Origin of the sequence: Rhizobium grahamii (assembly GCF_009498215.1) — a bacterium.
GTDB lineage: Bacteria > Pseudomonadota > Alphaproteobacteria > Rhizobiales > Rhizobiaceae > Rhizobium > Rhizobium grahamii_A.
Genome location: NZ_CP043498.1, coordinates 3002136 through 3018521 on the forward strand (window position 1 = coordinate 3002136; position 16386 = coordinate 3018521).

Annotated in this window: 15 protein-coding genes and 1 pseudogene; 10 read left to right on the plus strand and 6 right to left on the minus strand. The window is 60.5% G+C overall.

Features of this window, described 5'->3' with window-relative positions:
- Nucleotides 1-116: 116 nt before the first annotated feature.
- From FZ934_RS14460 to FZ934_RS14475, 4 genes are all read left to right on the plus strand, one after another.
- The gene (locus tag FZ934_RS14460; RefSeq protein ID WP_113361913.1) at nucleotides 117-704 is read left to right on the plus strand and encodes a shikimate kinase; all 588 of its coding nucleotides are present in this window, start codon (nucleotides 117-119) and stop codon (nucleotides 702-704) included.
- Nucleotides 704-1834, plus strand: coding sequence for a 3-dehydroquinate synthase (gene aroB, locus FZ934_RS14465; RefSeq protein WP_153271636.1), 1131 nt, complete (start codon nucleotides 704-706; stop codon nucleotides 1832-1834). The genes FZ934_RS14460 and aroB overlap by 1 nt, the downstream gene beginning before the upstream one ends.
- Nucleotides 1831-3141 (plus strand): HlyC/CorC family transporter, encoded by a 1311-nt coding sequence (locus FZ934_RS14470; protein WP_153271637.1) that lies wholly within the window; start codon nucleotides 1831-1833, stop codon nucleotides 3139-3141. The genes aroB and FZ934_RS14470 overlap by 4 nt, the downstream gene beginning before the upstream one ends.
- A 66-nt stretch (nucleotides 3142-3207) precedes the next feature.
- Nucleotides 3208-3687: a DUF2938 domain-containing protein gene (locus tag FZ934_RS14475; RefSeq protein ID WP_153271638.1), complete on the plus strand. Its 480-nt coding sequence runs from the start codon at nucleotides 3208-3210 to the stop codon at nucleotides 3685-3687.
- A 64-nt stretch (nucleotides 3688-3751) separates the two neighbouring features.
- On the opposite strand, the gene FZ934_RS14480 is transcribed toward FZ934_RS14475, so the two are convergent.
- On the minus strand, nucleotides 3752-4033 hold the full coding sequence (locus FZ934_RS14480) for a BolA family protein (RefSeq protein WP_153271639.1): 282 nt from the start codon (nucleotides 4031-4033) through the stop codon (nucleotides 3752-3754).
- A 100-nt stretch (nucleotides 4034-4133) separates the two neighbouring features.
- Between FZ934_RS14480 and FZ934_RS14485 the strand changes: the two genes are divergently transcribed.
- The 4 genes from FZ934_RS14485 to FZ934_RS14500 all read left to right on the plus strand — a co-directional run bounded on the left by FZ934_RS14485 (nucleotide 4134) and on the right by FZ934_RS14500 (nucleotide 9016).
- Nucleotides 4134-4745, plus strand: coding sequence for a J domain-containing protein (locus FZ934_RS14485; protein WP_153271640.1), 612 nt, complete (start codon nucleotides 4134-4136; stop codon nucleotides 4743-4745).
- Nucleotides 4746-5056: 311 nt separating this feature from the next.
- Nucleotides 5057-6049 (plus strand): cobaltochelatase subunit CobS, encoded by a 993-nt coding sequence (gene cobS, locus FZ934_RS14490; RefSeq protein WP_153271641.1) that lies wholly within the window; start codon nucleotides 5057-5059, stop codon nucleotides 6047-6049.
- 12 nt (nucleotides 6050-6061) lie between these two features.
- Nucleotides 6062-7963: a cobaltochelatase subunit CobT gene (cobT, locus tag FZ934_RS14495; protein ID WP_153271642.1), complete on the plus strand. Its 1902-nt coding sequence runs from the start codon at nucleotides 6062-6064 to the stop codon at nucleotides 7961-7963.
- Between the two features lie 21 nt (nucleotides 7964-7984).
- A complete protein-coding gene (locus tag FZ934_RS14500; RefSeq protein WP_153271643.1) occupies nucleotides 7985-9016 on the plus strand; it encodes an esterase-like activity of phytase family protein in 1032 nt (343 codons plus the stop codon).
- A 136-nt stretch (nucleotides 9017-9152) separates the two neighbouring features.
- On the opposite strand, the gene FZ934_RS14505 is transcribed toward FZ934_RS14500, so the two are convergent.
- Together FZ934_RS14505 and rpmB are read right to left on the minus strand one after the other, a co-directional pair.
- Nucleotides 9153-9788 (minus strand): VUT family protein, encoded by a 636-nt coding sequence (locus tag FZ934_RS14505; RefSeq protein ID WP_153271644.1) that lies wholly within the window; start codon nucleotides 9786-9788, stop codon nucleotides 9153-9155.
- A gap of 116 nt (nucleotides 9789-9904) precedes the next feature.
- Nucleotides 9905-10201 carry a 50S ribosomal protein L28 gene (rpmB, locus tag FZ934_RS14510; RefSeq protein ID WP_016556451.1) on the minus strand — a complete coding sequence of 99 codons (297 nt, stop codon included), beginning with the start codon at nucleotides 10199-10201 and terminating at the stop codon, nucleotides 9905-9907.
- Nucleotides 10202-10439: 238 nt separating this feature from the next.
- Here rpmB and FZ934_RS14515 point away from each other — a divergent pair, with 238 nt between their 5' ends.
- Nucleotides 10440-11216 (plus strand): DUF3108 domain-containing protein, encoded by a 777-nt coding sequence (locus FZ934_RS14515; RefSeq protein WP_153272462.1) that lies wholly within the window; start codon nucleotides 10440-10442, stop codon nucleotides 11214-11216.
- 27 nt (nucleotides 11217-11243) lie between these two features.
- Entirely contained in the window at nucleotides 11244-12134 is an 891-nt protein-coding gene (gene yddG / locus FZ934_RS14520; protein ID WP_153271645.1) for an aromatic amino acid exporter YddG, read from the plus strand.
- Here the strand turns inward: yddG and FZ934_RS14525 are convergent.
- The 3 genes and pseudogenes from FZ934_RS14525 to FZ934_RS14535 all read right to left on the minus strand — a co-directional run bounded on the left by FZ934_RS14525 (nucleotide 12131) and on the right by FZ934_RS14535 (nucleotide 16352).
- The gene (locus tag FZ934_RS14525; RefSeq protein ID WP_153271646.1) at nucleotides 12131-12769 is read right to left on the minus strand and encodes a hypothetical protein; all 639 of its coding nucleotides are present in this window, start codon (nucleotides 12767-12769) and stop codon (nucleotides 12131-12133) included. The two genes, yddG and FZ934_RS14525, sit on opposite strands and share 4 nt — an antisense overlap.
- 494 nt (nucleotides 12770-13263) lie before the next feature.
- Entirely contained in the window at nucleotides 13264-15018 is a 1755-nt protein-coding gene (locus tag FZ934_RS14530; RefSeq protein ID WP_153271647.1) for a methyl-accepting chemotaxis protein, read from the minus strand.
- A 537-nt stretch (nucleotides 15019-15555) separates the two neighbouring features.
- Nucleotides 15556-16352 (minus strand): annotated as a pseudogene (locus FZ934_RS14535) (DUF4167 domain-containing protein).
- Nucleotides 16353-16386 lie beyond the last annotated feature (34 nt).

Below are 16386 nucleotides of genomic sequence, written 5' to 3' on the forward strand. Positions count from 1 at the left end.
AAGAAGCATGTTTGCAAGTGCAAGAAGACGCTTTTGAACCACGTTTCCCTTGCCCGCGACTTGACGCTACACCTGCATTTGTCGATACCGTTCGCAAACAAAGTGTGAATGGACCAATGAGCGACCCAGTTCTGATCGTTGCCGAAAGCTTGAAAGACAGAGCTCGTGCTGCGCTCGGTTCTCGCAACCTGATCCTGGTCGGATTGATGGGCGCCGGAAAATCCTCCGTCGGTCGGATCGTCGCCCAGCAGCTCGGTATCCCCTTCGTCGATAGCGACGCCGAGATCGAGAAGGTCTCGCGCATGTCGATCACCGAACTCTTCGCGGCATATGGCGAAGAGGAATTCCGTGCGCTCGAAACCCGCGTGATGAAGCGCCTGCTGAAGAACGGCCCGCGCGTCGTCTCGACAGGCGGCGGCGCCTTTATCAACGACCGGACACGCAAACACATCAAGAAGGGCGGCGTCTCCATCTGGCTGAAGGCGGAGCTCGACGTTCTCTGGGAGCGGGTCAACAAGCGCGATACGCGACCGTTGCTGAAGACCGAAAACCCTAAACAGACCCTCGAAAATCTTATGAACGCGCGTTATCCGATCTACGAGCTCGCCGACCTCACTGTGCTTTCACGCGATGTACGCAAGGAACTGATGGCCGAAGAGGTCCTCAAGGCCGTGATCGACTCCCGAACCGAAAGTGCAGCCTGATGAATGCGATTGCCTCCGCCTCCGAACGCAAGGTTCATGTCCCGCTTGGCGAGCGCGCCTACGACATTCTGATCGGCCCCGGCTTGATCGCCCGCGCCGGCGCCGAGATCGCAGCGCGCCTCAAGGGCCGCAAGGCAGCCATCATCACCGATGAGAACGTGGCGCCGCTCTATCTCGACGCGCTGGTCCGGAGTCTGGAAGCCGCAGGCATCGCGTCTGCAACCCTCGTGTTGCCGGCGGGTGAAAAGACCAAGAGCTTCGAACACCTGATGACCGTCTGCGACAAGGTCCTCGAAGCACGGATCGAGCGCAACGACTATGTCATCGCGTTGGGCGGCGGCGTTATCGGCGACCTCTCCGGCTTTGCGGCCGGCATCGTCAGGCGTGGCGTCCGTTTCGTGCAGGTGCCGACCTCTCTGCTGTCGCAGGTCGACTCCTCGGTCGGCGGCAAGACGGGCATCAACAGCCGCCACGGCAAGAACCTGATCGGCGTCTTCCACCAGCCCGACCTCGTGCTGGCGGATACCGATGTCCTGAATTCGCTGAGCGCGCGCGAATTCCGGGCGGGTTACGCCGAAGTCGCCAAATATGGCCTGATCGACAAGCCGGATTTCTTCGCCTGGCTGGAAGCCAACTGGAAATCGGTATTCGCCGGCGGCGCCGAACGGATCGAGGCGATCGCCGCGAGCTGCCAGGCGAAGTCGGATGTCGTCGTCGCCGACGAGCACGAGAACGGCCAGCGCGCCCTCCTCAATCTCGGCCACACCTTTGGCCATGCCCTTGAAGCGGCAACCGCCTACGACAGCGCCCGCCTGGTTCATGGCGAAGGCGTCTCGATCGGCATGGTTCTGGCGCATGAGTTCTCGGCGCGCATGAACCTTGCGAGCCCCGATGACGCCCGCCGCGTCGAAACCCACCTGAAGGCCGTTGGCCTGCCGACCCGCATGTCGGAAATTCCGGGCGCGCTGCCGCCGGCCGAAGTTTTGATGGATGCGATCGCCCAGGACAAGAAGGTGAAGGGCGGCAAACTGACCTTCATCCTCACCCGCGGCATCGGACAGTCCTTCGTCGCCAATGATGTTCCCGCCTCGGAAGTGCTGAGCTTCCTCAAGGAGAAACACCCGCAATGACCCTCGAAGGCACGCTGGCATTTCTTTCCGCATACTGGCCGGAAATTGTCTCCATCGTGGCCCTCGTCTTGATGTCGGCGTTCTTTTCCGGTTCGGAAACGGCGCTGACGGCAGTCTCCCGCAGCCGTATCCATACGCTCGAAGCCAATGGCGACGAACGCGCCGGGATCGTGCGCCAGCTGATCGAGCGCCGCGACCGGCTGATCGGCGCGCTGCTGATCGGCAACAACCTTGCCAACATCCTCTCTTCGTCGCTGGCGACAAGCCTGTTCCTTGGTCTGTTCGGCAACTCGGGCGTTGCGCTCGCGACCCTCGCAATGACGGTTATCCTGGTCATTTTTGCCGAAGTCTTGCCGAAGAGCTGGGCGATTTCGACGCCGGATCGATTTGCCCTGACCACGGCCCCTGCGGTCAAGATGTTCGTCGCCGTCGTCGGCCCGCTATCGTCATTCGTCAACGCGATCGTCCGTCGGATCCTGGCGCTCTTCGGCATCAATCTCTCGCGAGAGGTGTCGATGCTTTCCGCGCATGAAGAACTGCGCGGCGCCGTCGATCTGCTGCATCGCGAAGGATCGGTCGTGAAGGCCGACCGAGACCGCTTGGGCGGCGTCCTCGATCTCGGCGAACTCGAACTCTCCGACATCATGGTCCACCGCATGGCGATGCGGGCGATCAACGCTGACGATCCGCCCGAGGTGGTCGTGCGCACCATCCTCGAAAGCCCGTTCACGCGCATGCCGCTTTGGCGCGGCACGACCGACAACATCATCGGTGTGGTCCATTCCAAGGATCTGCTGCGCGCCCTTGCCGAGCGCGATGCCGAACCCGAACAGCTCGATATCGTCAAGATTGCGCAGAAACCCTGGTTCGTGCCCGACAGCACCAACCTCGAAGCGCAGCTGAACGCCTTCCTGCGCCGCAAGCAGCATTTCGCCGTCGTTGTCGACGAATACGGCGAGGTGCAAGGCATCGTGACGCTGGAAGACATCCTCGAGGAAATCGTCGGCGACATAGCCGACGAGCACGACATCGACATACAGGGCGTGCGTCAGGAAGCGGATGGTTCGATCGTGGTCGATGGCAACGTCCCGATCCGTGACCTCAACCGTGCACTCGACTGGCATCTGCCTGATGAAGAGGCGACGACGATCGCCGGCCTCGTCATCCACGAATCGATGACCATCCCGGAAGAACGGCAGGCTTTCACATTCTACGAAAAGCGCTTCATCGTCATGAAGCGAGAAAAAAACCGCATAACCAAACTGCGCATCAGGCCGGTCGAAGAAAACGACGCCGTCCCGACCTGAGGCGGGCATCCTACCACTGTCGCCACGGAGAGGAGTCCGCTGCGACATCACCATTATGGATTTGATATGTTCGATATTTTCTTGCGGGCCGTTGTTGTCGGCATCGGGGCAACCGTTCTTATGGACATCTGGGCGATCCTCTATGCAAAAGCCACCGGCACGCCGCTGCCGAACTGGGCACCTGTCGGCCGCTGGTTCTGGCACCTGAAGAACGGCAAGGTTTTTCACGACGACATCGGCGCGGCCGCGCCCTACGATCACGAACTCGCGCTCGGCTGGATCGGCCATTATGCCGTCGGCATTCTCTACGGCGTCCTGCTTGTGCTGCTCGTCGGGCCCGGCTGGCTGGCGCAGCCGACCTTCCTGCCGGCGTGGATCTGGGCGATTGTCACCGTCGGCGCCGGCTGGTTTCTGCTGCAGCCCGGTCTCGGCATCGGCTGGGCGGCGTCAAAGACGCCGAATCCGAACAAAGTCCGCTTCCTCAATCTGGTGGCGCACACGGTCTTCGGCTTCGGGCTCTACGCGACGGCCCTCCTGATCCGCTGACAACGTGACCAGCCTGGCCGCATTGGAAACTGTCGCCAGGCCACCCATATAAGGGCAGCGTCCGCTACCAGCGCACCTGTTCGCCCGGTGCTGCCGGCTCTACCGCGAGTGCATGCAATCCGGCATCCAGCTCTGGCTTCAAAAGCTCCGTGATCGCGCGGTGCCTTGCCAGTCGCGGCATGCCGGCAAACATGGCGGATACGATGCGAACCCGCATATGGGTCTCGCCGGTGCCCGTTATGTCAGGCTGATGACCTGCGTGAAGATGGCTTTCATTGATGACGCTGAGGCGCTCTGGCGCGAACGCGGCGGTTAGCTTTTCTTCGATGCGGGTCTGCAGGGTCATGGTCTCGTTGCTTTGCGAAAAAGGTTCCCAAGAAGCCAGCAACATTCCGGTTTGTCAATTCTTGTTGTCGCCTCTTCGCAGGCCTAAAATTAGAGCCGTCATGAGACTCGATTCCAAATATTTCGACCGTATCCGCACCCGCCGCAAACGCGAGCAGGAACCCGAACAGGCTCCCCCTTCCTGTCAGTGGGACGGCTGTGACAAGAAAGGCGTGCATCGCGCTCCCGTCGGACGCAATGCCGAGGGGCAGTTCTTTCTGTTCTGCTTCGAGCACGTCAAGGAATACAACAAGGGCTACAATTATTTCTCCGGCCTCTCCGACGGCGAGATCGCGCGCTATCAGAAGGAAGCGATAACCGGCCATCGCCCCACCTGGACGGTCGGCGTCAACAAATCGGCCAAGGACAGCCCGTTGCAGTCCGATATGCGCTCCGGTTCCTACCGCGTCCGCGATCCCTTCGGCTTCGTCAACGGCACCAAGAGCAACGGTCCGCGTTTTCCGGAGCAGCGCAAACTGAAGACCCTGGAAGCCAAGGCTTTCGACACGATGGGCCTTGAGGCCAGCGCAACCTCTTCGGAGATCAAGAGCCGGTACAAGGAACTGGTCAAGAAGCACCACCCCGACGCCAATGGCGGCGACCGTGGTTCGGAGGAACGGTTCCGCGCCGTCATCCAGGCCTATCAATTATTGAAGCAGAACGGTTTTTGTTAGTTCCTGTCCTTGCTCTTGGTCTTCAATCAGGTATGGTCCAGATCGGCTGAGGCCGCAGGCAACCGCGGCATAAATTTCTGCGTTTGTCCCACAGGCGCCTCGGCCACTTCCGGGCGCGGCGTTTCTTGTCCGGGACTTTGTTCAAGAATGCTCGCTAGCGGTAGATTATCGCCCCCGAGGTTTCGTTTCAGTCCCGGAGAAGCATCGCCGACGTTCCGACATGAACGAGCGCGGGGTAAACTGCGGCGTCATGGTTGCGAAATGGGCTGAGACAGTATGGCCGGGTGTCGGGCACCCGCCTTGGAGACATGATGAGCAAGATTGACCTTGATATTTCGGAGCTTCCGGACACCACCGTTTCGGTCAGGGAGGTCTTTGGTATCGATTCCGACATCCGCGTGCCGGCGTACAGCCAGGGCAGCGCCTATGTTCCGGATCTCGATCCCGATTATCTCTTCGACCGCGAAACCACGCTCGCCATTCTTGCCGGCTTTGCCCATAACCGACGCGTGATGATTTCAGGCTATCACGGCACCGGTAAGTCCTCGCACATCGAACAGGTCGCCGCTCGCCTGAACTGGCCTTGCGTTCGTATCAACCTCGACAGCCACGTCAGCCGTATCGATCTCGTCGGCAAAGACGCGATCGTCGTCAAGGACGGCCTGCAGGTCACCGAATTCAAGGACGGCATCCTGCCGTGGGCCTACCAGCACAATGTCGCACTCGTCTTCGACGAATACGATGCCGGCCGCCCGGACGTGATGTTCGTCATTCAGCGCGTTCTGGAATCCTCCGGACGCCTGACGCTGCTCGACCAGAGCCGCGTCATCCGCCCGCACCCTGCCTTCCGTCTGTTTGCGACCGCAAACACGATCGGTCTCGGCGATACGACCGGCCTCTATCACGGCACGCAGCAGATCAACCAGGCGCAGATGGACCGTTGGTCCATCGTGACGACGCTGAACTATCTGCCGCACGACCATGAAGTGAACATCGTCGCCGCCAAGGTGAAGATGTTCGGCAAGGACAAGGAAGGCCGCGACACCGTCTCCAAGATGGTCCGCGTTGCCGACCTGACGCGCGCGTCCTTCATGAATGGCGACCTGTCGACCGTCATGAGCCCGCGTACGGTCATTACATGGGCCGAGAATGCCGAAATCTTTGGCGACATCGCCTTTGCCTTCCGCGTGACCTTCCTCAACAAGTGCGACGAACTGGAACGTCCGCTGGTGGCCGAACACTATCAGCGCGCTTTCGGCGTCGAGCTGAAGGAAAGCGCCGCCAACATCGTTCTGGAGGCCTAAGGCCGACCGATCATGGCTGCTCGCGGTGACAATTCGAAAGCAAAGCCCGGCTCGCCTGTCGACGTCGAACCGTTGCGCCGGGCGATAACCGGCAGCGTACGCGCGATCGCCGGCGACGGCGAGGTCGAGGTGACCTTCGCCAATGAACGCCCTGGAATGACGGCCGAGCGGATTCGTCTGCCGGAGATTTCCAAGCGTCCGACACTGCATGAGCTCTCGGTAACACGCGGGCTCGGCGACTCGATGGCATTGCGGCTCGCCTGCCATGACGACAAGGTGCATGCGACGATGGCGCCGCAAGGCTCCGACGCGCGCGCGATCTTCGACGCCGTCGAGCAGGCACGCGTGGAATCCATCGGCGCACTGCGGATGGAAGGCGTTGCCGCAAACCTCCGGTCGATGACCGAGGAGAAATACTCCAAGGCGAATTTCTCCGGCATCGAGCGGCAGGAAGACGCGCCGATCGGCGAAGCTATGGCCATGATGGTGCGCGAGAAGCTGACCGGCGAAAAGCCGCCAGCCTCGGCCGGCAAGGTGCTCGATCTCTGGCGTTCGTTCATCGAAGAGAAGGCCGGACCCGAACTCCAAAACCTCTCCGGCGTCATCAACGATCAGCCGGCCTTCTCGAAGGCGATCCGCAACATGCTTTCGGCCATGGAGATGGCGGAAGAGTATGGTGACGACGACAGTCAGCCGGATCCTGACGACGATTCGGAGCAGGAAGACCACCCGAACGGCGATGAGCAGGATCAGGACCAAGTCGATGACGACGCCGGCTCCGATGCCGCACCCGTAGAGGACAGCGAAGTCGCCGACGAGCAGATGGAAGACGGCGAGACCGAAGGCGCCGAAATCTCCGACGACGACATGCAGGACGAGGGCGAGGAAGATTCCGAGACGCCGGGCGAAACCCGCCGTCCGAACACGCCCTTCGACGACTTCAACGAGAAAGTCGACTACCACGTCTTCACCGAGGAATTCGACGAGACGATCACCGCCGAGGAACTCTGCGACGCCGCCGAGCTAGAGCGCCTGCGCGCTTTCCTCGACAAGCAGCTGGCACACCTGCAGGGCGCTGTCGGTCGCCTGGCCAACCGCCTGCAGCGCCGCCTGATGGCACAGCAGAACCGGTCCTGGGATTTCGATCTCGAGGAAGGTTATCTCGATCCGGCGCGCCTGACGCGCATGATCATCGATCCGATGCAGGCGCTGTCGTTCAAGATGGAGCGGGACACGCAGTTCCGCGACACCGTCGTGACGCTTCTGATCGACAATTCCGGCTCGATGCGCGGCCGTCCGATCACGGTCGCCGCCACCTGCGCCGATATTCTGGCTCGCACGCTCGAGCGTTGCGGCGTCAAGGTCGAAATCCTCGGCTTCACGACGAAGGCATGGAAGGGCGGACAGGCGCGCGAAAAGTGGCTCGGCAGCGGCAAGCCGCAAACGCCCGGCCGTCTGAACGACCTGCGCCACATCATCTACAAATCAGCCGATGCACCTTGGCGTCGCGCCCGGGCCAATCTCGGCCTGATGATGCGCGAAGGCCTGTTGAAGGAAAACATCGACGGCGAGGCGCTGATGTGGGCGCATAACCGCCTGATCGCGCGGCGCGAGCAGCGCAAGATCCTGATGATGATCTCCGACGGCGCGCCGGTCGACGATTCGACATTGTCAGTCAACCCGGGCAACTACCTGGAGCGGCATCTGCGTGCCGTCATCGACCGGATCGAGACGCGTTCTCCCGTCGAGCTTCTGGCAATCGGCATCGGCCACGACGTCACGCGCTACTACAGGCGCGCCGTCACGATCGTCGACGCCGACGAGCTGGCGGGCGCGATGACCGAGCAGCTTGCATCGCTCTTCGAAGACAAGACCGTCCAGCCGCGGGGCGGTCGCCTCCGCCGCGCCGGCTAACCGCGAAAGGACGCTTTCTGGATGCTCGGGAAGCCCTTCGCCAGTCTGATCTCGATTGCAATTGGCCTGGCGGTTCTCATGCCGCCGGCATTTGCCGATGGTGACGTCGAGGTTCACAGCCGCGTTATCACCGATTTCAAGATCGGCTCCGACGAGACAAAGTTCGGCTCGCTGGAATTTCTCGGCGGGCTTGAGATGGTTTCGCCTCAGCGCCTGTTCGGCTCGCTATCGTCGATCCGCTTTCGGCGTGACAAGACACATTTTATCGGCGTACTCGACACGGGCCACTGGATGACCGGCCGCATCGAACGCGATCCCAAGGGCCGGCTGTCCGGTCTCGCCGATGTCTCTATTGCGCCGATGAGAAACCGAGCCGGACGCAGCTTTGAGGGCAAAGGCCACATGGATGCCGAGGGCCTGGCGCTGCGCGATGACGGCATTCTCGTTTCCTTCGAGCAGGATCATCGCGTCGACATCTATCCCGATCCAGGCTTCGAGACGTTACCTGCAATCGATACCATCCCCATTCCCTTTTCGAAGAAATCGCTGCGCGCCAATCGCGGCTTCGAGACCACGGTTGTGGCGCCAATCGACAGCGCCCTCAAGGGCGGCACACTGATCGTTGCGGAGCGCAGCCTGGATCCATCAGGAAACGCCGTGGCAGCCATCCTCGACGGGCCTCTGAAAGGAAAGCTTACGCTCGCCCACTACGGCGACTTCGACGCCACTGATGGCGCCTTCCTGCCTGACGGCGATCTCCTGCTGCTGGAGCGCCGCTTCAACATGGCGGAGGGCATCGGAATGCGCATCCGCCGCATCAAGGCCGCCGACATTCGTCCGGGTGCCGTGATGGACGGCGAGATTTTACTGCAGGGCGACTTCGGCTATCAGATCGACAACATGGAAGGCCTGGACACCTTCACGGCCGAGGACGGTAGCACGCACGTGATAATCGTCTCCGATGACAACCATTCCATCTTGCAGCGCAATCTGATGCTGGAATTCCGTCTGCTGGAGCCGCGAGCCGGCGATACGGCTCGCCTGCAGAACTAAAGCTGGCCGCCGCCGCCGATCGTTGGAAGACGAGTGGTTGCAAGATAGCCAATCGTGCAGCGGGCTTCCGTGTGCTCGAACGCAAAAGGCGGAGCATCAGCCCCGCCGTCTGTCTGAGAGAGTGCCTTTGGGCTCTTTAATTGGCGCGTGCGGCCTGCATTGGCCGCAGCACATTCATGAGTGCGCCATAGGGAAGCAGCATCACGAGGCCGACGATCATCTTCACGGAGAAATCCCCGATCGCCCAGGAAATCCAGCGAGGCGCCTGTGCGGTGAAGATGCCGAGAACAGGCGCGGATTCAAGCGCGAAGGGATCGTTTGCGCCGAAGAAGACGAAGAAGGCCGCGAAGGCGAAGGAAAAGAAAATTGCCGTGTCGAGCATCGATCCGACCAGCGAGCCGACGAGCGGCGCACGCCACCAGGCCTGACGGCGCAGACGATTGAAAACCGAGATGTCGAGCAGCTGACCAGCCAGATAGGCCGAGCCGGAGGCAATCGCGATACGTGGAACCGACGTGTAGAACGACAGCGTCACACCAACGACAAAGCCGGCGAACACGACCTTGCGGGCAGCACGAGGGCCGAACTGGCGGTTGGTCAGGTCGGTGATGAGGAAGGCGACCGGGTAGGTGAAGGCACCCCAGGTCAGGATATCGGCCAGATTGATACCGGCGAACTCGGCGTTCAGAGGGAACTGCACGAGGAAGTTCGAAGCGACGACAACAAGCGTCATCAAGGCAACATAGATAAGCGTAGAGCGTGTCGTCAGCATTTTTTTATCCTGGGGTATGCCACCAGTTGGAGAGACAGACCGGCAAAGCAAAAGGCTTGTCCGGATATCACCCGTGCAAGCCTTTCGAAGCCGTATGAAAAAGAAGCAGTCGAAGCTTATGCAGCAGCAGCTTCGGCAGTCTTCTTGACGATCTGGCGACGCAGCAGACGAGCGCGCATCGACAGTTCGTTTTCGCTTGCCTTGATCAGGAAAGCGTCGAGACCGCCACGATGCTCGACGGAACGAAGAGCAGCAGCCGAAACGCGAAGACGGTAACGCTGGCCGAGCGCGTCGGAGATCAGCGTAACCTGGCACAGGTTCGGGAGGAACCGGCGCTTGGTCTTGTTGTTGGCATGGCTGACATTGTTGCCAACGAGGACTGCCTTGCCGGTCAATTCGCACATGCGGGACATGGAACACCTATTCTTGTTTTTCTCGGCCATCTGTTGCACACCCGCGCAAAACCGGGCTAGCAATCCATCAGGCCATGATTGGAAAGTTGCGGTTCTATAGTCAGACAGGCCGTGCGCGTCAAGCCAAACCTTGGCATTTCCCGCAATTCTGTCAAAAAGCTCGTGTTTGCTTCGTGGCGTGACCGGCGTATAGACCGGAATGAACAGCTTTACCAGCTGCCTGAACAAGGTTCATTTCATGGCTCATCTGAGCAGACGCATTTTCCTCTCCGCGGCAGCTGCCCTGTTGGCCATTCCCGCCAATGCCAGCGAGATCGTGCACCGCACTGAGTATAAGGTATCGCTCGGCATCCTTACGATCGCGCGCGCCGCATTCCTGACGAGGATCGAGGACGACAAGAGCTACCGGGTATCCGGCGACATCAGCTCCGCCGGCCTTGCCGATCTCGTGACCAATATCTCGGCCAAGACGAGCGTAGACGGCGTAGTGCGCGGCGACCGGCTGCAGGCCTCCCGTTACTATCTCTATTATAAGAGCGGCAAGCGCGCCCGTACCTACGAGGTGCGTTACAGCAACGGCAACATCACCTCGACGACGGTCCGGCCACCGCGCCGTCTGCCGAAAAACTGGGTCGACGTGTCACCAGGCGATATGCGTTCGGTACTCGACCCGATCTCCGGCCTGATCTTCCCTGCCGGCACCAATGTCTGCGCCCAGAAACTGCCGATCTACGACGGCGAGATGCGCATGGATCTCGTGCTCTCTCCGAAGGGAAGCGACGAGTTCTCGACGGATGGCTTCAATGGCAAGGCGACGATCTGCAGCGTTCGCTTTGTCCCGCGTTCCGGTTACAAGAAAGGCCGCAGCGACATCGACTATCTGAGCAAGAGCAGCCGGATGGAAATCTGGTTTGCCAAGGCCGATGCCGCAAATGTATATGCTCCAGTCTACGTCCGTATTCCGACGCAATATGGACCGGTGACGATTACCGCGGTCAAATACGGCGCAAGTTGACGGAGCGTGTCTCCGCAAAGGGGACAGGTGAAGCTTCGGGCCACGCTAATCGGCTTTACGGCCATCCTCATGTGGTCGTTTCTGGCGCTGTTCACGGCTGCGTCAGGAACGATGCCTCCGTTCCAGCTGTCGGCGATCTGCTTTGCCATCGGCAGCATTCCCGGCATCGCCGTTCTGATCCTCAACCCATCGCGGATCGCGCTGCTGAAACAGCCAGCCAAGGTCTGGCTGATCGGAATAGCCGGCCTGTTCGGCTACCATTTCCTCTACTTCACCGCGCTTCGAAACGCACCGGCCGTCGAAGCTGGGCTCATCGCCTATCTCTGGCCGCTTCTGATCGTCGTCGGTTCGGCATTGCTGCCGGGTGAACGCTTGCGCTGGTATCATGTCGCGGGAGCGGTGGCCGGTCTCTGCGGCACCTTCCTGATCGTCAGCCGCAACGGCATCAATTTCGACGGTGCCTATGCCGTCGGCTATGGCGCCGCTTTTCTCTGCGCCTTCACCTGGTCCGGCTATTCGCTGCTGACGCGCCGCTTCGATGCCGTCTCGACCGACGTCGTCACCGGCTTCTGCCTGGCGACCTCGGTCCTGTCGCTCGTCTGCCATCTGCTGCTGGAAACCACTGTATGGCCCGAGACCGCCTCGCAGTGGATTGCCGTTGTCGGCCTGGGGCTCTTCCCCGTCGGAGCGGCCTTCTACGCCTGGGATCACGGCGTCAAGAACGGCGATATTCAGATTCTGGGTGCGGCAAGCTATGCCGCACCGCTTCTTTCGACCTTGATCCTGACCGTCTTCGGCTTTGCCGAACCGAGCTGGCGTATTGCGCTTGCCTGCATTCTGGTGACCGGCGGCGCCGCGCTGGCGGCTCAGGAGATGTTACGTCGCAAGGCCGCAAGCACAGAGCGCGCAACGGCCTAGCGCATCGCCACGACCATCTTGCAGAGCTTCACGAGGCCCGCCTCGAAGCCACCGGATCGCAGCACGTCCTTGCACCGGATTTTCATCCTCGCCTTTTCGGCCGACGACATGTCGTTATACATCGAGACGAAGCGGCTGTTGTTGCCAAGGCCGGAGCCGCCATTACCGGAACCGCCGGGACCCGTGCCTGGACTGCCGGAATCATCCGTCGAGGGGATGCCGAGGCCGAGATTGAGCAGCGTATTGCCGCCGAGGCCGACATCCGCCGATGCGCTCGCAAGCCGCGATCCACCGACCGTTGCATTGACATTAGCATTGACGCCACTCGATCCGCCGACGCTCGCGGTGGTTCCGACACCGAGACCGCCGCTGCTTCTACCGCCAACGGAAGTACTGCTGTTGACGCCGCTGGCACCGCCGACCGATGCGTTGACGCCAAGGCCACCGCTGGAACCGCTGCCGACGCTGGCATTCACGCCGCTGGCACCCCCGACCGACACGCTCAGGCCACCATTACGACCGCTAACGCTAACACCATTGCTGCCGCCGATATCCAGCGCGCCGGCCACCGATGGCAATATCAGGACGGCACAGCTTGCAGCGATCAGTACCAGCGACTTTGCGTAGTAAGACATTCCAACCTCCAGATCGTTTCACGCCGAAGCACCATGCTCGGGCGGTTAAAACAAAGAGGAAGCGCGCTTTCCTTAGTCGTCCGATCCGCGGCAACCGAAAGTGGATGCGATACGTCTCTTCCGATAGGAAAAAGAATATTCAACAACGCTAAAATTTCAACATAACTTCTCGCATAGGTTTTACTCAGATATTTCTAAGACTAACAGATCATGAAGGCTGAGATTAAGATTGTCGGAAGAGGGTCGCAAGCCTGCGATGCAGTGTCGCCTCAACGATCTGATAATATAGCTCTATTCAAGAATTCTGAACATCGCACGCGTGACGAGAGGATTGTGTACCAGCGTTCGAGCAAACTAGGCTATTCAAGCACCCGAACACATAATTACATGCTAATGCAATCAAAGATTTTGTGCGCCGCACAGAGAACGTGGAAAGCACCGCACGTCCTTGGATTGCAGCATGGCCGACGAGGCGGCCATGCTGCCGTTTGCGATTAGAACTCTTCCCAGCTGTCTGCTACAGGCAAAGCAGCGCCATGCGCCTTGGCAACGCGAGCGACAAGATGCAGAGCCGGCGAACTGACAGCCCGCGAGGGCGCCCGAAGGCTGTAGGCTTCATCGAGGCGGAACTGCGCCAACAACGCGCGGAGAGCTTCCGCTTCCGCCGAGAGCTTGTGGCTTGCCGCGGTACTCTCCTCGACCATGGCAGCATTTTGCTGTGTTGCCTGGTCCATGGAGTTGACGGCGTGATTGATCTCCTTGAGGCCGGTCGCCTGTTCTTTCGACCCCTCGACGATGGCCACCACGTTGGAGTTGATCTCTGCAACCTGCGTCACGATCGTTTCAAGCGCTCTTCCGGTCTGCCCGACGAGATCGACGCCATTCTTCACCAGCTCGCTCGAGGTCGTAATGAGCGCCTTGATTTCCTTTGCCGCACTTGCCGAACGCTGCGCCAGTTCGCGCACCTCCTGCGCCACCACGGCAAACCCCTTGCCGGCCTCGCCGGCACGCGCCGCCTCGACCCCCGCATTCAGCGCGAGAAGGTTGGTCTGGAAGGCAATGTCGTCGATCACCCCAATGATATTGGTGATCTCGCGCGACGACTGCTCGATCTGCCCCATGGCGGAAACGGCATTGCGCACCACCTGGCCCGATTGTTCTGCACCCTGCTTCGTCTTAGCTACCAGCTTGCCTGCCTCGTCGGCACGATGGCTGGAGTCGTTGACCGTCGTTGTGATCTCTTCGAGGGCCGCGGCCGTCTCTTCGATGGAGGCTGCCTGCTGCTCGGTGCGCTTGGAGAAAGAGTCCGCCGCTGCACCGATCTCGCGGGATCCGGCAGCGATTGCCTGGGCATTCTCGCCCACGGTCTTTAAGGTCTCGGAAAGCCTGGCGATCGTTGCATTGAAGTCGTGCCGGAGTTGCTCCATCGACGGGACGAAGGCGGCATTGACCGTTTTCGTGAGATCGCCTTCCGAGAGCGCACGCAGCGCTGCCCCGAGTTGGCTGATGGCGCTCATACGCTGGGTGACGTCTGTTGCGAACTTGATGACCTTGTAGACCTTGCCGTTCGCGTCAGTGATCGGGTTGTAGGCCGCCTGGATCCAGATCTCCTTGCCGCCCTTGCCGTAACGCACGAATTCGTTGGCGATGAATTCACCCTGGGCGAGACGCCGCCAGAAGTTCGCGTATTCTTCGGTGCGCGTATAGGCAGGATCGCAGAACATGCTGTGATGCTTGCCGGCGATCTCGAAAAGCGAGTAGCCGAGCGCACCGCAGAAATTCTCGTTCGCGGTCAGGATTTCGCCCTTCGGGTTGAATTCGATGACGGCCTGCGACCGCGAGATCGCATCGAGCTTGCCGGCGTCTTCGACCGCTTTCATCTTCACGTCGGTAATATCGGCGGCAAATTTCACGACCTTGTAAGGTCTGCCGTGCTTGAAGACCGGGTTGTAGGAGGCCTGTATCCAGATCTCGCGTCCGCCCTTCGCCAGGCGCTTGTAGGCGCCCGTGTCATATTCACCGCGCCCGAGCCGCGCCCAGAATTCGCGATACTCGTGCGTGGCGGCGTGAGAGGGATCGCAGAACATGCTGTGATGCTTGCCGACAATCTCGGAAAGGCTGTAGCCGACCGCCGCGCAGAAATTCTCGTTGGCGCGAAGGACATTGCCCTTCAGGTCGAACTCAATGATGGCTTGCGATTTCGAAATGGCATTGAGGATATACTTGGAATCAGAAGATAGGCTGAGCATTGCAATCCCCTCCGAACCCAAGCCACTCCGAGTGGCTCTGGGCGATGTTGAGCGAAGCCTTTGAGCCTGGATATTTGGCAAAAGCTCAATGGTCGCGGCGCGTACCTCAGATCGCATCATGGCACGACGTCACAACCAATGATTAATCCCGGGAGGGTTAATGATTGGTATAATAGAGATATCTAATTTAACATGCGTTGTATGCTAAAAGTTGCGATTGATTTCCTGTAGTCAAACGGCTGATAGCAGAAAACCAACCAGCGGGCGACAGAAGCTAACCGAGCACGCGTCAAGGCAGTATCGGAAACAATCTGTAAGGCATCGCTTTCAGACGGGCATGGGGATCGATCTCGCCGGGCCGGCAGCGGTAATGCAGGCGGCTTCAGACATCGCCTGAAAGTGCAGCGCCAGGTCCAATTGGCGCTAGGCTCGGCGGGCTTCGTCGTCGCCCAAACCACCGCAACGGCATCGTCAGCACAAAGAAAAAGGCCGCTTCAACGAAGCGGCCTTCCCTCGTCGCTCCAGTGGAGCGAAACGTTATTCCGAAGCAGCATCCGCCATGGCAGGCGCTTCGCCTTCAGCGGCTTCGCCGGAAGCTTCACCTTCGGCACCGCGACGCGGACGACGCGGGCGGGGGTGGCGCTACGGCGGCGCGGCTGACGCTCACGCGGCTGCGCTGCGGCGCTTTCCTCGTCCATGGAAACTTCAGCCGGAATGCCTTCGATCTCCGGCTGCGGGCCGGTTCCATCGATCACCTCAGGCTGCGGAGCTTCCGCAGCGGCAACCGGGGCCGGCTGCTCTTCCTGGCGACGCTGGCGCTGCGGACGATCATCATTGCGACGCGGCTGTTCTTCCGAACGGCGCTGATGCTGGTCGTCGGAGCGGCGCGGCTGCTGAGGTGCCTGCTGCTGGCGCGGCGGCTGAACAACGACGACATCATCGTTGTCGCCATCGTTTGCGTCGACGTCGTCGCCCTCGCGCTCGACACCTTCGCCGAATTCGTTGCGTTCATCACGCTGGAAACGTTCCTGCATCTGCGCCTGTGCGGCGGCAATGATGCGATTGTAGTGTTCAGCGTGCTGCAGGTAGTTTTCTGCGATGACCCGGTCGCCCGAGCTCTGCGCGTCCCGACCGAGCTGCGCATATTTCTCAGCGATGTGCTGAGCGGTGCCTCTGATCTTAACATCGGGGCCGGAGCTGTCGTACGTCCGCGTCAGCGGATTTCCACCTTTGCGGTTGAAATTGTTGTTGTTGTTATTCCCACCGCCGCCGCCGCCGCCGTTGTTATTGTTGCCACGCCCGCGACCGCGCTTGTTCTGCTGTCCTGGCCTCATAGATCGATCACCTGAATTCTCTGTTTGTGTGGAG